Source organism: Lentzea sp. NPDC060358 (genome assembly GCF_042725365.1).
Taxonomy (GTDB): Bacteria; Actinomycetota; Actinomycetes; order Mycobacteriales; family Pseudonocardiaceae; genus Lentzea.
In genome coordinates this window covers 20,447-38,571 of sequence record NZ_JBHXCW010000018.1, presented here as the reverse complement: position 1 = coordinate 38,571, position 18,125 = coordinate 20,447, and the positions used below count along the sequence as shown (strand labels likewise).

At 73.9% G+C, this 18,125-nt stretch carries 1 protein-coding gene (cut by a window edge); it reads right to left on the bottom strand.

Features of this window, described 5'->3' with window-relative positions; all coding sequences use genetic code 11:
* Position 1 precedes the first annotated feature (1 nt).
* Positions 2–18,125: the 3' portion of a non-ribosomal peptide synthase/polyketide synthase gene (locus tag ACFWGZ_RS06290; RefSeq protein WP_382450403.1), read on the bottom strand. Its footprint extends 1,439 nt past the window's final position; the window shows 18,124 of its 19,563 coding nt (coding positions 1,440–19,563); the start codon falls outside the window, past its right edge — the gene reads right to left on this strand; it ends in the stop codon at positions 2–4.

Below are 18,125 nucleotides of genomic sequence, written 5' to 3'. Positions count from 1 at the left end.
GTCAGTACTCCTCCTCGAGCAAGTCGATCTCGGCCTGGCTCAGTTCGGTCAGTGCCACGTCGGACGGGGTGTGGCCACCCGCGTCCGGGTTCCCGGCGTGCCGGGCGATCGCGGTGAGCGCGTCGAACCACCTGGTGGCCAGCGCCCGCACCTCGTCCTCGGTCAGCAGCCGTCCCGACCACACCCACTCGGCGACCAGCACCGGGCCGCCGGCGCGGTCCCGGGTGACGGCGGCGAGCTCGATCGGGTGCGGCATCCGCAGACCGGGGTCCTGGCCGCAGATCCCGGCCAGGTCGCCGAGCACGGACCAGTCGGTCGCGTCCGCCGTGGACGACTCGGAGAACCGGCCCAGGTAGTTGAAGCCGATCTGGGCGTGCCCGGTCACGCCGGCGAAGCCGTACCCGAGCCCGTGGCCGGGCACCTCGCGCAGGGTCTCCTTGACCCGCTTGAGGATCTGGCCCGCGGCCTGCCCGCCCGCCCACGCGTCGCGGTGGTCGAACGCGCCGGGGTCGAGCTTCACGGGGTGCATGCTGGTGAACCAGCCCAGCGTCCGCGAGGTGTCGACCTTGCCGACGAGGTCGTCGTGGCGGCCGTGGCCCTCCAGGTCCACCAGGAAGCTCGGCACCGACCGGACGTCGTGCACCGCCATCGCGAGACCGGCGAGCAGCACCTCGTTGACCCGCGCCGAGAACGCCTCCGGAACCGTCGTCAGCAACGCCGCCGTGACGTCGGCGGGCAGCGTCAGCGACAGCGAGCGGGCCTCGCTGATCGTGTCCCCGGTCCCTGCGGACTCGAACAGCGGTGGCGCGTCCACGACCGCACGCCAGTAGTCCCGGTCCTGGCCGCGCCCGCCCCACCGCGCGAGCCGCTGGGCCCAGCCGCGGAACGACGTGCGCACCGGCTGGAGCGCGGGGCGCTCCCCCCGTGCGACCGCGGTGAAGGCCTCGGCGAGGTCCGGCAGCAGGATCCGCCACGACACCCCGTCCACCGCGAAGTGGCTGAGGATCAGGAAGAGCCGGCCCGGCTCGGCGCCTCGGTCGAACCAGACGACCTCCATCATGGTGTCGAACGCCAGCCGGTCGCGGGCGGCCGCGGCGTGCCGGGCCATCTCGCGCGGGTCACCGGTCTCGACCCGGGTGATCCGCACCGGCAGCGACGGCACGACCTCCGCGCTCCAGTCGGGACGGATCCGCAGCCGCAGCACGTCGTGGTGGTCGACCAGCGCCTGGACCGCACCGGTCAGCTGGTCCTCGGTGGCCCCGGCGGGCGTCTGCACGACCCGCCACTGGCTGAGCTTCTCGATCGGGCCGCCGATCTCGGCGAAGTGCCGCATGATCGGCGTCAGCTCGACCTCGCCGACACCGGACTCCTCGGCCAGTTCCTCCACGGTGGACGTCGCGACCAGCGCGAGCGCCCTCGGCGTGTTGTGCTCGAAGATGTCCCTGGCCGTCAGCGCGAGACCGGCCCGGCGGGCGCGGCTCGCGAGCTGGATCGACATGATGCTGTCGCCGCCGAGCGCGAAGAACTCGTCCTCGGCGCCGATCTCCGCAAGGCCCAGCACCTCGGCGAAGAGCCCGCACAGCAGCTCCTCGCGCTCGGTGCCCGGCGCCGCCGCCCCGGTCGTGAAACCGGGTTCCGGCAACGCCCTGCGGTCGAGCTTGCCGTTCGCGGTCAGCGGCAGGACGTCGAGCACGACGACCGCCGCCGGCACCAGGTACCCCGGCAACGTCCGGGCCAGCGACTCGCGGACCTCGGCCCCGTCGACGTCGCCGACGACGTAGCCGACGAGCCGCTTGTGCTCGCCGGAGCCGAGGACGACCGCCGCCTCCGCGACACCGGGCAGCGCCCGCAGCGCGGTCTCGATCTCGCCCGGCTCCACCCGGAACCCGCGGATCTTGACCTGGTCGTCGGCCCGGCCGAGGAACTCGAGCTGCCCGTCGTCGTTCCAGCGCACCAGGTCGCCGGTCCGGTACATCCGCCCGCCGAACGGCGAGGCGACGAACCGGTGCGCCGTGGCGGCCGGATCGCCCACGTAGCCCCGGGCGAGACCGGCACCCGCGACGTACAGCTCGCCGACGACACCGATCGGCACCACGCGCAGCGAGCCGTCCAGCACGTACGCGGCCATGCCGTCGAGCGGCCGGCCGATCGGGATCCGGTCCGGCACGACGTCGTCCGGTCCGATGCGGAACGACGAGGCGAACGTCGTGGTCTCCGTCGGCCCGTAGCCGTCGACGACCGTGATGCCGGGGCACGCCTCGCGCACGGCCCGGACGGCGGCGGCGGGAACGACGTCACCGCCGGTCCACACCTCCCGCACCCCGCGCAGGCAGTGCGGGGACTCCTGCGCCAGCACGCGGAACAGGCCCGCCGTGAGCCACAGCGCCGTGATGCCCTGGCGTTCGATCGCGGCGGCGTCGAGGTCGCCCGGCACCACCACGATCCGGCCGCCGCGGGTCAGCGGCATCCACAGCTCGTAGGTCGACGCGTCGAACGCGACGTGCGAGTGCAGCGGGACGACGTCCGGCCTGGTGCCGAACCCGGACTCCACCGCCAGCGCGGCGATGTCGCGGTGCCGGACCCCGACCCCCTTGGGCTCCCCGGTCGAGCCCGACGTGAACATGAGGCACGCCAGCTGGTCCGGGAACACCGCGACGTCCGGTGCCGCCGCCTCGGCGGTCACGTCGACCTCGCGGACCACGACGTCCGGTGCCGCGGCGGCGAGGATCCGCCGCACGCGGTCCTCCGGCGCGCCGACGTCCACCGGGAGGTAGGCGGACCCGGCCTTGAGCACGCCCAGCACCGCCACGACGTACTCGGCCGAACGCGGCAGCAGCAACGCCACCGGCCGGTCGGGCCGGGCCCCCTCGGCCAGCACCCGCCGGGCGAACGCGTTCGCGGCGGCGTCGAGCTCCGCGTAGGTCAGCTCGACCGCACCGGACACGGCAATCGCGTCCGGAGTGCGCGCCACCTGTGCGGCGACCAGGTCGAGCACGGTCGCGCCGGGCACGGCGTCCGGGCTCTTCTCGAGCCGGGAGCGCACACCGGGGTCCAGCACGTCCAGCGCGCTGAGCGCGGTCGACGGGTCGGCGGCCACCGCGGCGGCGACGAGTCCGACCCCGTCGGCGATCCGCCGGGCCGTCGCGGGGTCGAACAGGTCGGCCGCGTACTCGACGGTGCCCGCGACGCCTCCCCCTGCCAGCTCGTCGAACGCGAACATCAGGTCGAACTTCGCCACCCCGAGCGACGCCTCGTACGGCGCCACCTCGACGCCCGGCAGGGCGGGCACGGCCGTGGCCGGGTCCGCGGTGTTGTTGAGCGACAGCAACACCTGGAACAGCGGGTGCCGCGACAGCGAGCGTTCCGGCGACACCGCGTCCACCAGCCGTTCGAACGGCAGCTCCTGGTGGTCGAAGGCGTCGAGGTCCGTCTCGCGCACCCGCGCCACCAGGTCGGCGAACGACGGGTCGCCCGAGAGGTCGGTCCGCAGCACCAGGGTGTTGAGGAAGAACCCGACCAGGCCGGTCAGGGCGTCGTCGGTGCGGCCCGCCACGACCGTGCCGATCGGCACGTCCACGCCCGCGCCGAACCGGTTCAGCACCGCCGCCACCGCGGCCTGCAGCACCATGAACATGCTGGCACCGCTGGACTTCCCCAGCGCCGCGAGGCCGGCGTGCACCTCGGCGGGCAGGGTGAAGTGCACCTGGGCTCCCCGGTGCGACGCCGTCGCGGGCCGCGGCCGGTCCGCGGGCAGCCGCAGCTCGGCCGGCAGGCCGGCGAGCCGTGCCGTCCAGTGCGCGAGCTGCCCGGAGATCACGCTGCCCGGGTCGTCCTCCGACCCCAGCGCCTCCCGCTGCCACACCGCGTAGTCCGCGTACCGCAGGCCGAGCGGCGCGAACTCCGGTGCCGCGCCGGCGCACCGCGCGGTGTAGGCCTCGACGAGGTCCCGCGACAGCACGGACATCGACCAGCCGTCGGCCAGCACGTGGTGCACCGACAGCAGGAACACGTGCGACTCGGGGCCGGAGGCGAACAGCCACGCCCGCACCGGCGGTTCTGCCGCCAGGTCGAACCCGCGCGACGCGGCCAGGCGCACCTGCTCGTCGAGGTCGTCCGCCTCGACGACCTCCAGCCGCAACGGGGACTCCGGCAGCACGACCTGCACCGGACCGCGGTCGGTCTCGCTGAAGACCGTGCGCAGCGACTCGTGCCGTGCGGCCACATCGGACAGTGCGGCGGCGAGCGCGGCACGGTCGAGCGAACCGTTCAGCCGCAACGCCAGCCGCATGTTGTAGGTGGCGTTCGGTCCCTCGATCTGGTTCACGAACCACAACCGCCGCTGCCCGAACGACAACGGCAGGTCGCCGTCTGCCGTCCCGCGGCGGATCCGCGGCCTCGTGCCGCGCCCGGACTCGAGCGCACGGGCGAGCCCGGCGACCGTCGGCGACTCGAAGACCTGGCGGATGCCCAGGTCACCGCCGAGCGTCACGGAGATCCGGCTGACCAGCCTCGTCGCGAGCAGCGAGTGACCGCCCAGCTCGAAGAAGCTGTCGTCGGCGCCGACGCGGTCCACGCCGAGCACCGACGCGAACAGCTCGCAGAGCACCTCCTCGCGCGGCGTACGCGGCAGCCGGCCGGAGGACGACGACGCGTAGTCCGGCGCGGGCAGGGCCTTCACGTCGACCTTGTGGTTAGCGTTCAACGGGAGTTCGGGCAGCACGACGAACGCGGAGGGCACCATGTAGTCCGGCAGCGTCGCCGCCGCACGGCGCCTCAGGTCCTCCGGCGCGAGCACGGCACCGTCCGCCGCCACTGCGTACGCGACCAGCCGCCGGTCGCCGGGCCGGTCCTCCCGCACGACGACCGCGACCTGCTCGACGTCCCGGCCGGCCGCGAGCACCGCCCGCACCTCGCCCAGCTCGATCCGGAACCCGCGGATCTTCACCTGGTCGTCGGCCCGGCCGACGAACTCCAGGTTGCCGCCGCGGTTCCAGCGCACCAGGTCGCCGGTCCGGTACAGCCGCCCGCCGAACGGCGAGGCGACGAACCGTTCCGCGGTCATCCCCGGCTGCGCGACGTACCCGCGGGCCAGGCCGTGGCCCGCGAGGTACAGCTCCCCGGTCATGCCGTCCGGGACCAGCCGCAGCCGTTCGTCGAGCACGTAGGCCCGCGTGTTCGGCACCGGCCGCCCGATGTGCGGAGCCTCGTCCACGCCCAGCGGCTGCGTCATCGTCGGCGCGACCGTCGTCTCGGTCGGGCCGTACCCGATCACGAGCCTGCGGCCGCCGCGGGTCCACTGCCGCGCGAGCTCCGGCGTCATCGCCTCGCCGCCGGAGCAGACCGACCGCACCGAGGGCACGTCGTCGGCGTCGATCGTCGCCAGCAGCGGGGGCGGCAGCATCAGGTGCGTGATCCCGCGGTCGGTGATCAGCTCGGTGAGCTGCCGGCCGTCGAGCTCGCGCGCCGGCGGCCCGAGGACCAGCGTCCCGCCGGACACGAGCGTCCTGCCGACGTCGGCGACGCTCGCGTCGAAGCTCAGCGAGAGCAGCTGCAACGCGCGGGCACCCGGCGTCATGCCGAGCTTGTCGACGTGGCTGCGCAGCATGCTCGCGAGGCCGGAGTTGCCGACCGCCACGCCCTTGGGCCGCCCGGTGGAGCCGGACGTGTAGATCACGTACGCCAGGCTGTCGCGCGTCGCCCGCACCGGCGGGTTGAAGCAGGACATGGTCTCGGTCTCGGCGACCGTGTCGTTGTCGTCGACGACCAGCAGCGGCTCGCTGACGAGCTGTTCCAGCCCGCCGAGGGAGTCCTTGTCCGCCAGCACGACCGACGGCCGGGCGTCGGCCAGGACCTGCCGGATCCGTTCCTCGTTCTGGCCCGCGTCGAGCGGCAGGTACGCCGCCCCCGCCTTGACCACCGCGAGCATCGAGGTGATCCACTCCTCCGAACGCGGCATCGCCAGCGCCACCAGGGACTCCGGCCCGGTGCCGCGCTCGATCAGCAGGTGCGCCAGCCGGTTCGCGCGCTGGTTCAGCTCCCCGTAGGTCAGGCTGACGCCCTCGAACTCGACCGCGACCGCGTCCGGGGTGCGGGAGACCTGGTGCTGGACCATCTCCGCGAACGACCACACCGGCAGCGGCAGCGCGGTGTCGTTGCGCTCGACCAGGAGGCGGTGCCGTTCCGCCGCCGTCAGGACGTCGATCTCACCGACCCGGATCGACGGGTCGGCCGCGACCGCCTCCAGCACCAGCACGAACCGCTCCGCGAGAGACCGCGCGGTCGTGGCGTCGAAGAGGTCGGTGGCGAACTCGATCGCGCCGGTCAGCCTGCCGTTCGCCTCCTGCAGGTACACGCCGAGGTCGACCTTGGCGGTGTCGTCGTCCACCACGAGGCCGCGCACGTCGAGGCCGGTCGGCGACGAGGAGACGTCGACCGCCCGGTCGACGTTGTTGAGCGACAACGTGACCTGGAACAACGGGTGCCGCGACAGCGACCGCTCCGGGTTGAGCACCTCCACGAGCCGTTCGAACGGCACGTCCTGGCTCGCGTACGCGCCCAGGTCGACATCGCGGACCCGCCCGACCAGCTCGGTGAACGCCGGGTCGCCGGAGACGTCCGTGCGCAGCACCAGCGTGTTCACGAAGAACCCGACCAGCCCGGCCAGCGCCTCGTCCGTGCGGCCCGCGATCGGCGAGCCCAGCGGGATGTCCGTGCCGGCGCCGAGCCTGCTCAGCAACGTCGCCAGCGCGGCCTGCACCACCATGAACAGCGTCGCGCCGCTCTGCCGCGCCACGTCGGTCAGGGCCGCGTACAGCTCGTCCGGGACGTCGAACTCCAGCGTGCCGCCCCGGTAGCTCGCGACCGCGGGGCGCGGGCGGTCGAAGGGCAGCGTCAGTTCGGACGGCAGCCCGTGCAGCGCTTCCTTCCAGTGCGCGAGCTGCTTCGCGATCGTGCTGTCCGGGTCGTCCTCGTCACCCAGGACCTCTCGTTGCCACAGCGTGTAGTCCGCGTACTGCACCGGCAGCGCGGTCCACTGTGGAGCTTCTCCGGCGGCGCGGGCCGCGTACGCCGTCGTCAGGTCGCGGCTGAGCAGCGGGCCGGACCAGCCGTCGCCCGCGATGTGGTGCAGCAGCAGCAACAGCACGTGGCTGCGTGGCCCGGTGACGAACAGCACCGCGCGCACCGGCAGTTCCGCCGCCAGGTCGAACCCGTGCTGCGACGCCAGGTCGAGCTTCTCCAGCAGCTCGTCCTCGGTCGTGTGCACCACCGTCAGCCCGGGACGCGCCTCGGGCAGCACGCGCTGGAACGGGCCGTCGGTGTCCTCGCCGAAGAGCGTCCGCAGCGTCTCGTGCCGGGTCACCACGTCCACCAGCGCCTGCCGCAGCGCGTCGCGGTCCAGCTCGCCCTCCATCCGCATGGCCCCGCGGATGTTGTAGGTGGGCGACGGTCCTTCGAGCTTGTGCATGAACCACAGGCGTTGCTGCGCGTAGGACAACGGCAGCCGCTCCGGCCGCGGCGTGATCGCCCTGACCCCGGCCCGCGCGTCCTGCGCACCGTCGAGCGCGGTGGCGAGACCGGCGACGGTGGGCGTCTCGAACAGCTGGCGGATCGACACCTCCGCCGACAGCGCCTCGCGGACCCGGCTGACCAGTTTCGTGACCAGCAGCGAATGCCCGCCCAATGCGAAGAAGTCGTCGTCGGCGCCGATCTCGGCCACACCGAGCACTTCGGCGAACAGCCCGCAGAGGACGACCTCGCGCGGGGTGCGCGGGGCCCGGCCACCCGCGGCCGCGCCCCAGTCGGGTGCGGGCAGCGCGGACCGGTCCACCTTGCCGTTCCCGGTCAGCGGCAGGTCGTCGAGCACCAGCACCGCCGCGGGGACCATGTACTCCGGCAGCGAGAGCGAGACCTCGTCCCTGATCGCCTGCGGGTCGACGGGGACGCCGGCCCGCGGCACGACGTAGGCGGTGAGCCTGCGGTCGCCGGGGTTGTCCTCGCGGACGACCACCGTGGCGCGGGCGACACCGCGCGCGGACAGCACGGCGGTCTCGACCTCGCCCAGCTCCACCCGGTAGCCGCGCACCTTGACCTGGTCGTCGACCCGGCCGAGGTACAGCAGCCGGCCGTCGTCGTTCCAGCGCGCCCAGTCGCCGGTGCGGTAGAGCCTGCCGGTGCCGAACGGGTTGGCGACGAACCGGGACGCGGTCAGGCCCGGCCGGTTCAGGTACCCCTGCGCCAGCATGCCGCCCGCGATGTAGAGCTCGCCGCGCACCCGTGGCGGGACGGGCTGCAGGGCGTCGTCCAGCACGTAGATCTGCGTGTTCCAGGTACCGCGGCCGACCGGGACCTCACCGGGTGCCATCGGGTCGCCGGCCCGCACGCGTTCGACGATGCAGCCGACGGTCGCCTCGGTCGCGCCGCCCTCGTTGACCACGGTGGCACCGGGGTTGCGGGCGAGCCACTGCCGCACGACCTCGCTCATCAGCGCCTCGCCGCCGACGACGAGCTCGCCGGTCGGCGAGAAGTCGTCGGGCAGCGCCAGCAGCAGGGACATGTGCGCGGGCGTGACCTTGAGGAACGTCGGCCGCCGCACCTCGGCCTCCTCGGCCAGCGGCGCGACCTGCACGCACCCGCCCGTGACGAGCGGGGCGAGCAGCGACGTGACCGTGAGGTCGAACGCGACCGGCGAGTGCAGCAACGTGCGCCCGGCGACGCTCGGGTAGTTCTCGGCCACGTAGGACAGGTAGAGGTTCAGCGGCCCGTGCTCGACCACGACGCCCTTGGGCCGTCCCGTCGAGCCGGAGGTGTAGATCACGTACACGGGGTCGAGCGGCGACAGCTCCGGCGTGCAGAACTCCGCGTCTCCCCCGCCCACCACGTGGATCCGCTCCGGCCCGGCCGGCAGCACCGCGTCCGGAGTCGTGATCACCAGCGCGGGCCGCGCGTCGTCGAACGTGAAGCGGATGCGCTCGGCCGGGTGGTCGGGCTCGATCGGCACGTACGCCGCGCCGGCGTGCACCACGGCCAGGATCGCGACCACGAGGTCGACCGAGCGCGGCAGGACGATCGCGACCAGCGATCCCCTGCCGACGCCGCGACCGGCCAGCACGGACGCGAACCGGCGGACGCGCTCGCCCAGTTCGGCGTAGGTCACCTCGGTGCCGCCCTCGACCAGCGCGAGCGCACCGGGCGTGCGGGCGGCCTGCCGGGCGAACAGCTCCGGCAGCGTCGCGGGCACGACCTCGTGGCCGGTGTCGTTCCACTCCACCAGCATCCGGCGGCGCTCAGCCGGGTCCAGCACGTCGATCTCGGAGATCCGGCGGCCGGGGTCGGCCGCCATCGCCTCGAGGACCAGCACGAACCGGCGGACCACGCTCTGTGCGGTCTCCTCGTCGAACAGGTCGGCGCTGTAGAGCACCGCGCCGCGCACCCCGGCCGGAGCGCCGTTCTCCCCGCGCTTCTCGGCGAGTCCGAACAGCAGGTCGGTGCGGGCGACGCCGGTCTCCGTGGTGCCGGGCGTGATCGTGACGCCGAGCAGTTCCTCGACCTCGGCGGTCGCGGACTGCTGGTCGGTGCTGTCGACCGTGAGCACGGTCTGGCACAGCGGTTGCCGCGCGAGCGAGCGCTCGGGGTTGAGCGCCTCCACCAGCCGTTCGAAGGGCACGTCCTGGTTCGCGTACGCGGCCAGGTCGGTCTCCCGCACGCGGCCGACCAGCTCGGCCACCGTCGGGTCGCCGGAGGTGTCGGTGCGCAGCACCAGGGTGTTGATGAAGAGGCCGACCAGGTCGTCGGTCGCGGCGTCGGTGCGGCCCGCGACCGGTGAGCCGATCGGGACGTCCGTGCCGCCGCCGAGCCGGGTCAGCACCGTCGCGACCGCGGCCTGCGCCACCATGAACAGGCTCGCCCTGCTCCGCCGCGCGAGCTTCAGCAGCCCCGCGTGCAGCTCGGGTGAGAGCGCGAACTCGATCCGCCCGCCCTCGTAGGTCGGCACGGCGGGACGCGGCCGGTCGAGCGGCAGCTGCAGTTCGGCCGGCAGACCGGCGAGCGCCCCGGTCCAGTAGCCGAGCTGGTCGGAGATGGCACCGCCGTCGAGCTGGTCGCGCTGCCACAGGGTGTAGTCCGCGTACGTCACCGGCAGCGGAGTCCACTGTGGAGTGCCACCGGCCTTGCGGGCGGCGTAGGCCTTCGCGAGGTCGCGCACGAGCACCGGCATCGACCAGCCGTCCCCGGCGATGTGGTGGATCAGCACGAGGAGCAGCCGTTCCCCGCCGCCCAGGTCGAAGAGCCACGACCGGACCGGGATCTCGGCGGCGAGGTCGAACGCGTACCGGGCGGCCTCGGCCCGCTGCGCCTGCAGGGTCTCCTCGGTCGCGGGCACGACCAGCAGCGGCGGTTCGGCCGCGTCGAGCACGACCTGGTAGGCGCCTTCGCGGTCCTCGGCGAAGACCGTGCGCAACGGCTCGTGCCGTTCCACGACGTCGCCGAGCGCCTGCCGCAGCGCCGCCACGTCGAGCTCGCCGGAGAGCCGCAGCGTCAGCGGGATGTTGTAGGTCGCGCTCGCGCCCTCGACGCGGTTCATGAACCACAACCGCTGCTGCACGAACGACAGCGGCACCCGCTCCGGCCGCGGCACGACCGGCCGCACGCCCACGCGTCCGGTCTCGGCGTACCGCACCGCCTCCGCGACCCCGGCGACGGTCGGCGTCTCGAACAGCTGCCGCACCGAGATCTCCGCGTTCAGCGTCGACCGGATCCGGCTGAGCAGCTGGACGGCGAGCAGCGAGTGCCCGCCCAGTTCGAAGAAGCTGTCGTCCGGGCTCACCGCGGCGGCACCGAGCACCTCGGCGAAGAGGCCGCAGAGGATCTCCTCGGCGGGGGTGCGCGGCGCGCGGCCGGCCGTCGAGCCGTACTCCGGCGCGGGCAGCGCCTTGCGGTCGATCTTGCCGTTCACGTTGAGCGGCAACGACTCCAGCTGCACGAACGCCGACGGCACCATGTAGTCCGGCAGCACCGAGCGCAGGCCGGCCACGTCGTGCTCGCCGACCACGTAGGCCACCAGCCGCACGTCGCCGGGCCGGTCCTCGCGGGCCAGCACGACGCTCTGCCGCACCCCGGGCTGCGCGGCCAGCGCGGCCTCGACCTCGCCCAGCTCGATGCGGAAGCCGCGCACCTTCACCTGGTGGTCGGCCCGGCCGAGGAACCGCAGCTCCCCGTCGGCGGTCCAGCTCACCAGGTCACCGGTGCGGTACATCCGCCCGGCCCCGAACGGGTTGGCGACGAACCGCTCCGCCGACAGCCCCGGCCGGTTGAGGTAACCGCGCGCGACACCGTCACCGGAGATGTAGAGCTCCCCGGGCACACCCGGCGGCACCAGCCGCAGCGCGGGGTCGAGCACGTAGACCTGCGTGTTGGCCAGCGGGCGGCCGATCGCCGGCGCGGGCGTGTCCACGCCGATCTCCGAGGACGTCGACCAGACCGTGGTCTCGGTGGGGCCGTAGAGGTTCGTCAGCGACGGCACCTCGGCACGCAGCCGGCGCATCAGGTCGACCGGCAGGGCCTCCGCCCCGATGAACGCCCGGATCCCGGCCAGCTCGCCGGGCTCCACCTCGCCCAGCAGCGCCTGCCACAGGCTCGGCGTCGCCTGCAGCACGGTGGCGTCGCGCAGGAGTGCGCGCAGCACCGCCGGGTCGCGGCTCTCGCCGGCGTCCGGGACGACCAGGACCGCGCCGGACAGCACGGCGAGGAACAGCTCGGGCTTGGCCATGTCGAACCCGACGGGCGCGACCGCGACCATCCGGTCGCGCGGGCTCAGGCCGAAGACGGGCGCGAACGCCGTCATCGCGTTGAGCAACGCGTGCCGGGAGATCACGACGCCCTTCGGCCTGCCCGTCGAACCGGACGTGTAGACCACGTACGCCGGGTGCTCTCCCCGGCACGCCACCCGCGGGGCGTCCGCCCGGGGTTCGACGGCCGCGAGGTCCTCCGGCGTCACGGTGAACGCCGGCCTGGCGTCGTCCAGCACCGCCTGCCGCCGCTCGGCCGGGTGGCCGAGCTCCAGCGGCAGGTACGCGGCACCGGACTTCAGCACGCCCAGCACGGCGACGACGGTCTGCTCGGACTTCGGCAGCGCGAGCGCCACCAGGTCCTCGGGCCCCGCGCCCCGGCCGGCGAGCCAGTGGGCGAGCCCGTTGGCCCGCTCGTCCAGTTCGCGGTAGGTCAGCGAGTCGCCGCGGCCGATCACCGCGAGCGCGTCGGGCTGACGGGCGGCGGTGTCCTCGAACCACTCGACGACCGACCCGGCCTCGACGGTCACGGCCGTGGCGTTGACCGTCTCCACCAGGTGGTGGCGTTCGTCCTCGGTCAGCAGCTCGATGGCGGCCAGCTCACCCCGTTCGGCGAGCACCGTCCGCAGTCTGTCCACAAAGGACTGCGCGGTGGCGCGGTCGAACAGGTCGGTGCTGAACTCGAGCGTCGCACAGCCGGACCGCACGGTCAGGTGCAGGTCGAAGCGGGACGTGCCGGTGTGCACCGGGTACCGCGTGGCCTCCAGGCCGTCGAACGAGAGGTCGCCGGCGGCGGACAGCACCACCTGGAACAACGGGTGCCGGGCCCGCGAACGCACCGCGCCGGCCAGCTCGACCAGCTGCTCGAACGGCACGTCCTGGTGCTCACGGGCGGTCCGCAGCGTCTCGGCCGCGCGCGCCACCAGCTCGTCGAACGTCGTGACGCCCTCGACGTCGGTCCGCAGCACCAGCGCGTCGTCCGCGCGGCCCTCCACCGGCGTGCCGAGCACGAGGTCCGTGCCGGCGCCGAGGCGGTGCAGCACGGTCAGCACCGCGGCGTGCACCTCGGCGAACCCGGTGCCCTGCGGCAGGTCGAAGTCGATCGCGTCACCCCGGTGCGCGGCCACGGGCGGGCGCGGCCGGTCGGCCGGCGGGCTCACCTCGTCCGGCAGGTCCGCCAGCACCCGCCGCCAGTGCTCGGCGGACTCCCCCGTGGCGGGCGTGACGGCGGTCGCCCGCACCGGTTCGCCCCGGTAGGCGGCGGCGAGCTGGTCGCCGAACGACGACCAGCCGCGGCCCGCGCTGTGGTGCATCACCAGCAGCAGCACGTGGTCGTCGTCCGCGAGCCGGTGCAGCCCGGCCCGCACCGGGATCTCGGCCGTCAGGTCGAACGGCCGCAGCGCGAAGTCCTCCAGCTCCGCCAGTTCGGCGATCTCCAGCTCGAACTCGTCCAGCAGCAGCGCGTGCGTCTCGTCCACGAGCAACGTGCGCAGCGCCGGGGTGGCCGCCACGACGGCGCTCAGCGCGCCGCGCAACCGCGCGAGGTCGAGCTTTCCGCGCAGCCGCACCGCTTCCGGCACGTTGTAGAGCGCGGAGCTCTCCTGCAGGTTGTGCAGCAGCCACAGCCGCCGCTGGTCGGCGGTCAGCTCCAGCCGGCGCGCGGACGGCCCGATCGTGCGCGCCAGCGACTCCGGCGTCGGCGCCTCGAAGACCTGCCGCATCGTGAGCCCGGCGCCCAGGTCCTGCCGGATGCGGCTCACCAGCCGGGCCACCAGCAGCGAGTGCCCGCCGCGTTCGAAGAAGTTGTCGTCCGCGCCGACCCCGGACACCCCGAGGACCTCCGCGAACAACGCGCACAGCTCGCGTTCGCGGGTGGTGCGCGGCGCCCGTCCGCCACCGGCCGGCGCCTCGGGCAGCGGCAGCGCCCCGCGGTCGAGCTTGCCGTGCGCCGACACCGGGAGCGCGTCCATCCGCACGAACGTCCACGGCACCATGTGCTCCGGCAGCGACGTGCTCGCGTGCTCCCGCAGGCCGGCGAAGTCCGCGGCGCCCACGACGTACGCGACGAGCGTCAGGTCGCCGGGCCGCAGTTCCCGCGCGAGCACGGCGACGTGGTCCACCGCCGGGTGGCTCGCGAGCACCGACTCGACCTCGCCGAGCTCGACCCGGAACCCGCGGATCTTGACCTGGTCGTCGGTGCGGCCGAGGAACTCCAGGTAGCCCCGCGGGTTCCAGCGCGCCAGGTCGCCGGTGCGGTACATCCGTCCCCCGGGACCGGCCACGAAGCGTTGCGCGGTCAGGGAAGGACGGTTCAGGTAGGCGTCCGCGAGCTGGACGCCCGCGAGGTACAGCTCGCCGGGGACGCCGGCGGGCACCGGGCGCAGGAAGCGGTCCAGCACGTGCACCCGCGTGTTCCAGACCGGCCGGCCGATCGGCACGACCGCGTCCTCGCCGTCCACGCACTCCCAGTGCGTGACGTCGACGGAGGCCTCCGTCGGGCCGTAGAGGTTGTGCAGCCCGGCGGGCAGCAGCTCGGCGAACCGGCGGCGCGCCGAGCCGGGCAGCGCCTCACCGCTGCAGATCACCCGGCGCAGCCCGGTGCAGAGCGCGGCCGAGGGCTCCGCCAGGAACTCCTGCAGCATCGACGGGACGAAGTGGACGGTCGTGATCCGCTCGCGCCGGATCAGCCCGGCGAGGTAGGCGGGGTCGCGGTGGCCGTCCGGCTTCGCCACCACCAGGGTGGCCCCGGTGACCAGCGGCCAGAAGAACTCCCACACCGACACGTCGAACCCGGCCGGGGTCTTCTGCAGCACCCGGTCGTCGGCGGTGAGGCCGTACTCGTGCTGCATCCACAGCAGGCGGTTGACGATGCCCGCGTGCGGGATCACCGCGCCCTTCGGCTTGCCGGTCGAACCGGACGTGTAGATCACGTACGCCGGGTGCGCCGGCAGCAGGCCGGAGTCGAACGGTGCCGGGTCCTCGGCCGAGAGGTCGAGCCCGTCGAGGAACTCCCCGGTCAGCACCAGCGAAGGCCGTGAGTCCTCCAGGACGTGCGCGATCCGCTCCGCCGGGTAGCCGGGGTCGACCGGCACGTAGGCCGCGCCCGCCTTGTGCACGGCGAGCAGCGCCACGACGAGGCCGGTCGAGCGCGGCAGCGACACCGCGACCAGCCCGCCGGGTCCGGCGCCGTGCCGGACGAGCACGCGGGCGAGCCGGGTGGCCCGGTCGTCGAGCTCCGCGTAGGACAGGGACTCGTCCTCGAACACCAGCGCCTGCGCGTCCGGGGTGCGGCGGACCTGCTCGCGGAACAGCTCGGCCAACGTCGTCGAGGGCACGTCGGCGGAGGTGTCGTTCCACTCGGCGAACCGGTCGGCGGGCAGCAGCACGTCGATCTCGGCGACCTTGCGGCCCGGCGCGGCGACGACGCTCTCCAGCACCCGCAGCAGCCGTGCGGTGAGGTTCCGCGCGGTGGCGGCCTCGAACAGGTCGGTGCTGTAGAGCAGCGCGCCCCGCAGTCCGTCGCCGCGGTCGCCGAAGGTGAAGAGCAGGTCGAACTTGGCCGCCGCCGCGCGCACCGGCTGCGGCGCGACCCGCGCGCCGAACAGCCCGCCGAGCTCGTCCGCGGTCAGCCCGAGGCCCGCGTTGTCGAACGTGAGCATCACCTGGAACAACGGGTGCCTGCTCAGCGACCGCTCCGGGTTCAGCACCTCGACGAGCCGTTCGAACGACACGTCCTGGTTCGCGTACGCCTCCAGGTCGGCGTCGCGCACCCGGCCCAGCAGCTCGGAGAACGCGGGGTCGCCGGAGACGTCCGTGCGCAGCACGAGCGAGTTCACGAAGAACCCGACCAGGCCCTCGACCGCCTCGTCGACGCGGCCCGCGACGGGCGTGCCGATCGGGACGTCCGTGCCGCCGCCCATGCGGGACAGCAGGACCGCCAGCGCGGCCTGCACGACCATGAACACGCTCGTGCCCGTGCCGCGGGCGAGGGCGGTCAACCCGGCGTGCAGCTCGGGAGGGACGTCGAACTCGACGCGGTCGCCGCGGTAGGACGCCACCGCCGGGCGCGGCCGGTCGGTCGGCAGCTCGAGCTGGGTGGGCAGCCCGGCCAGCCGGGCACGCCAGTAGCCGAGCTGACGGGCGGCCGGGCTGTCGTCGTCGCCCTCGGCGCCGAGCACCTCCGCCTGCCACAGCGCGTAGTCCGCGTACTGCACCTCCAGCTCCGGCAGCGCCCGGCCGGCGTAGAGCTCACCGAGCTCCCGCAGCAGCAGCGAGACCGACCAGCCGTCGCCCGCGATGTGGTGCAGCAGCACCAGCACCACCGACTCGGCCCCGGTCTCGAACACCGTCACCCGCACCGGGCACTCGGCGCCCAGGTCGAACACGTGCCCGGACGCCTCCGCGAGGCGGTCGGCGAGCTCGTCCTCGTGGCACGGGACCACGTCCAGCGCCGCGACGGCGTCCGGGAGCACGACCTGGACCGGCCCTCCGGTGCCCTCCGCGTAGACCGTCCGCAGCACCTCGTGCCGCGCGACGACGCCCGCAAGCGCTTGCCGCAGCCGGTCGGCGTCGAGCCGCCCGGACACGCGCAGCGCCATCGGCAGGTTGTAGACGGCGTTCGGCTCCTCGAAGCGGTGCAGGAACCACAGCCTCCGCTGCCCCGACGACAGCGGGACCTCGGCGGGCCTCGGCACGGCCACGACGCCGGCACGGGCCTCGCCGGCACCGTCCAGGCACGCGGCGATGCCGGCGGGCGTGGGGCTGCCGAAGATCTGCTGGATCGACACCTCGGCCTTCAGCGTCGAGCGGACGCGCCCGGCGAGCCGCACCGCCAGCAGCGAATGCCCGCCCAGCAGGAAGAAGTCGTCGTCCACGCCGACGGAGGCCACCCCGAGCACCTCGGCGAAGAGTCCACAGAGGATCTCCTCGCGCGGCGTGCGCGCCGCACGGGAGCGGGCACTCGTCGTGCGGTCCGGTGCGGGCAGGGCGGCGCGGTCGAGCTTTCCGTTGACCGTCAACGGCAACGCGTCCAGCACGACGAACGCCGCGGGCACCATGTAGGCGGGCAGGGCGTCACCGAGCCGGTCGCGCAACGCCGCCGGCTCGACGTCACCGACGACGTACGCGACCAGTCCCTCGTCGCCCGCGGTGATCTCCCGCAGCACCACGGCCGCGTCGGCGACCCCCGGCTGCGCGACGATCTTCGCCTCGATCTCGCCCAGCTCGATGCGGAACCCGCGGACCTTCACCTGCTGGTCGGACCGGCCCAGGTACTCGAGCCCGTCGTCCGTCCACCGCGCCAGGTCACCGGTGCGGTAGAGCCGGCCGGTGCCGAACGGGTTCGCGACGAATCGAGCGGAGGTGCGGCCGGGCTGGTTCAGGTATCCCCGCGCCAGACCGGCACCCGCGACGTACAGCTCGCCCGTGACACCGGGGGCGACCAGGCGCAGGTCGTGGTCCAGCACGTACGCGGACAGGTCGGCGATCGGGCCGCCGATCAGGCTGCGCGACACGGTCGCGTCCAGCGCCAGGTGGCTGACGTGCACGGTCGTCTCGGTGATGCCGTACATGTTGGACAGCAGCGGGCCGTCCGGGTGCCGGGCGTACCAGCCGGCCAGGCGCGCGGGTTCGAGCGCCTCGCCGCCGAACACGACGTGGCGCAGCGCGAGCGCGCGGCCGGGGTTCTCGGCGTCGGCCTGCGCCAGCTGGTAGAACGCCGACGGGGTCTGGTTGAGGAACGTCACCCGGTGCTCGGCGAGCAGCTCGAGGAACTCGCCGGGGGAACGGCTGACGTCGTGCGGCACCACGACGAGCTTGCCGCCGTGGAGCAGCGGCCCCCACAGCTCCCAGACCGAGAAGTCGAAGGCGTAGCTGTGGAACAGGGTCCAGACGTCGGTCTCGGCGAACCCGAAGTGCCGCTCGGTCGCGGTCATCAGCCGCACGACGTTCTCGTGCGTGACGACGACCCCCTTGGGCTCCCCGGTGGAACCCGAGGTGTAGATGACGTACGCGGGGTGCTGCGGCAGCAACGGCACCACCCGCTCGACGGCGGTCACGGGGAGGTGCTCCGGCAGGTCGTCCAGCACGACCACGTCCGCCGGCAGGTCCGCGGGCAGCCGGTCCGCCTGCTCGCGGACGGTCAGGAGCACCGCCGCGTCCGCGTCGCCCAGCAGGTAGCGGACGCGGTCGACCGGCTGCACCGGGTCGATGGGCAGGTACGCGGCCCCGGACTTGAGCACGCCGAGGACGGCGGGCACGAGCTCGGGCCCGCGCGGCAGCAGCAGCGCCACCACCGATCCCGGTCCCATGCCGCGGTCGGCCAGGTCGTGCGCCACCCGGTTC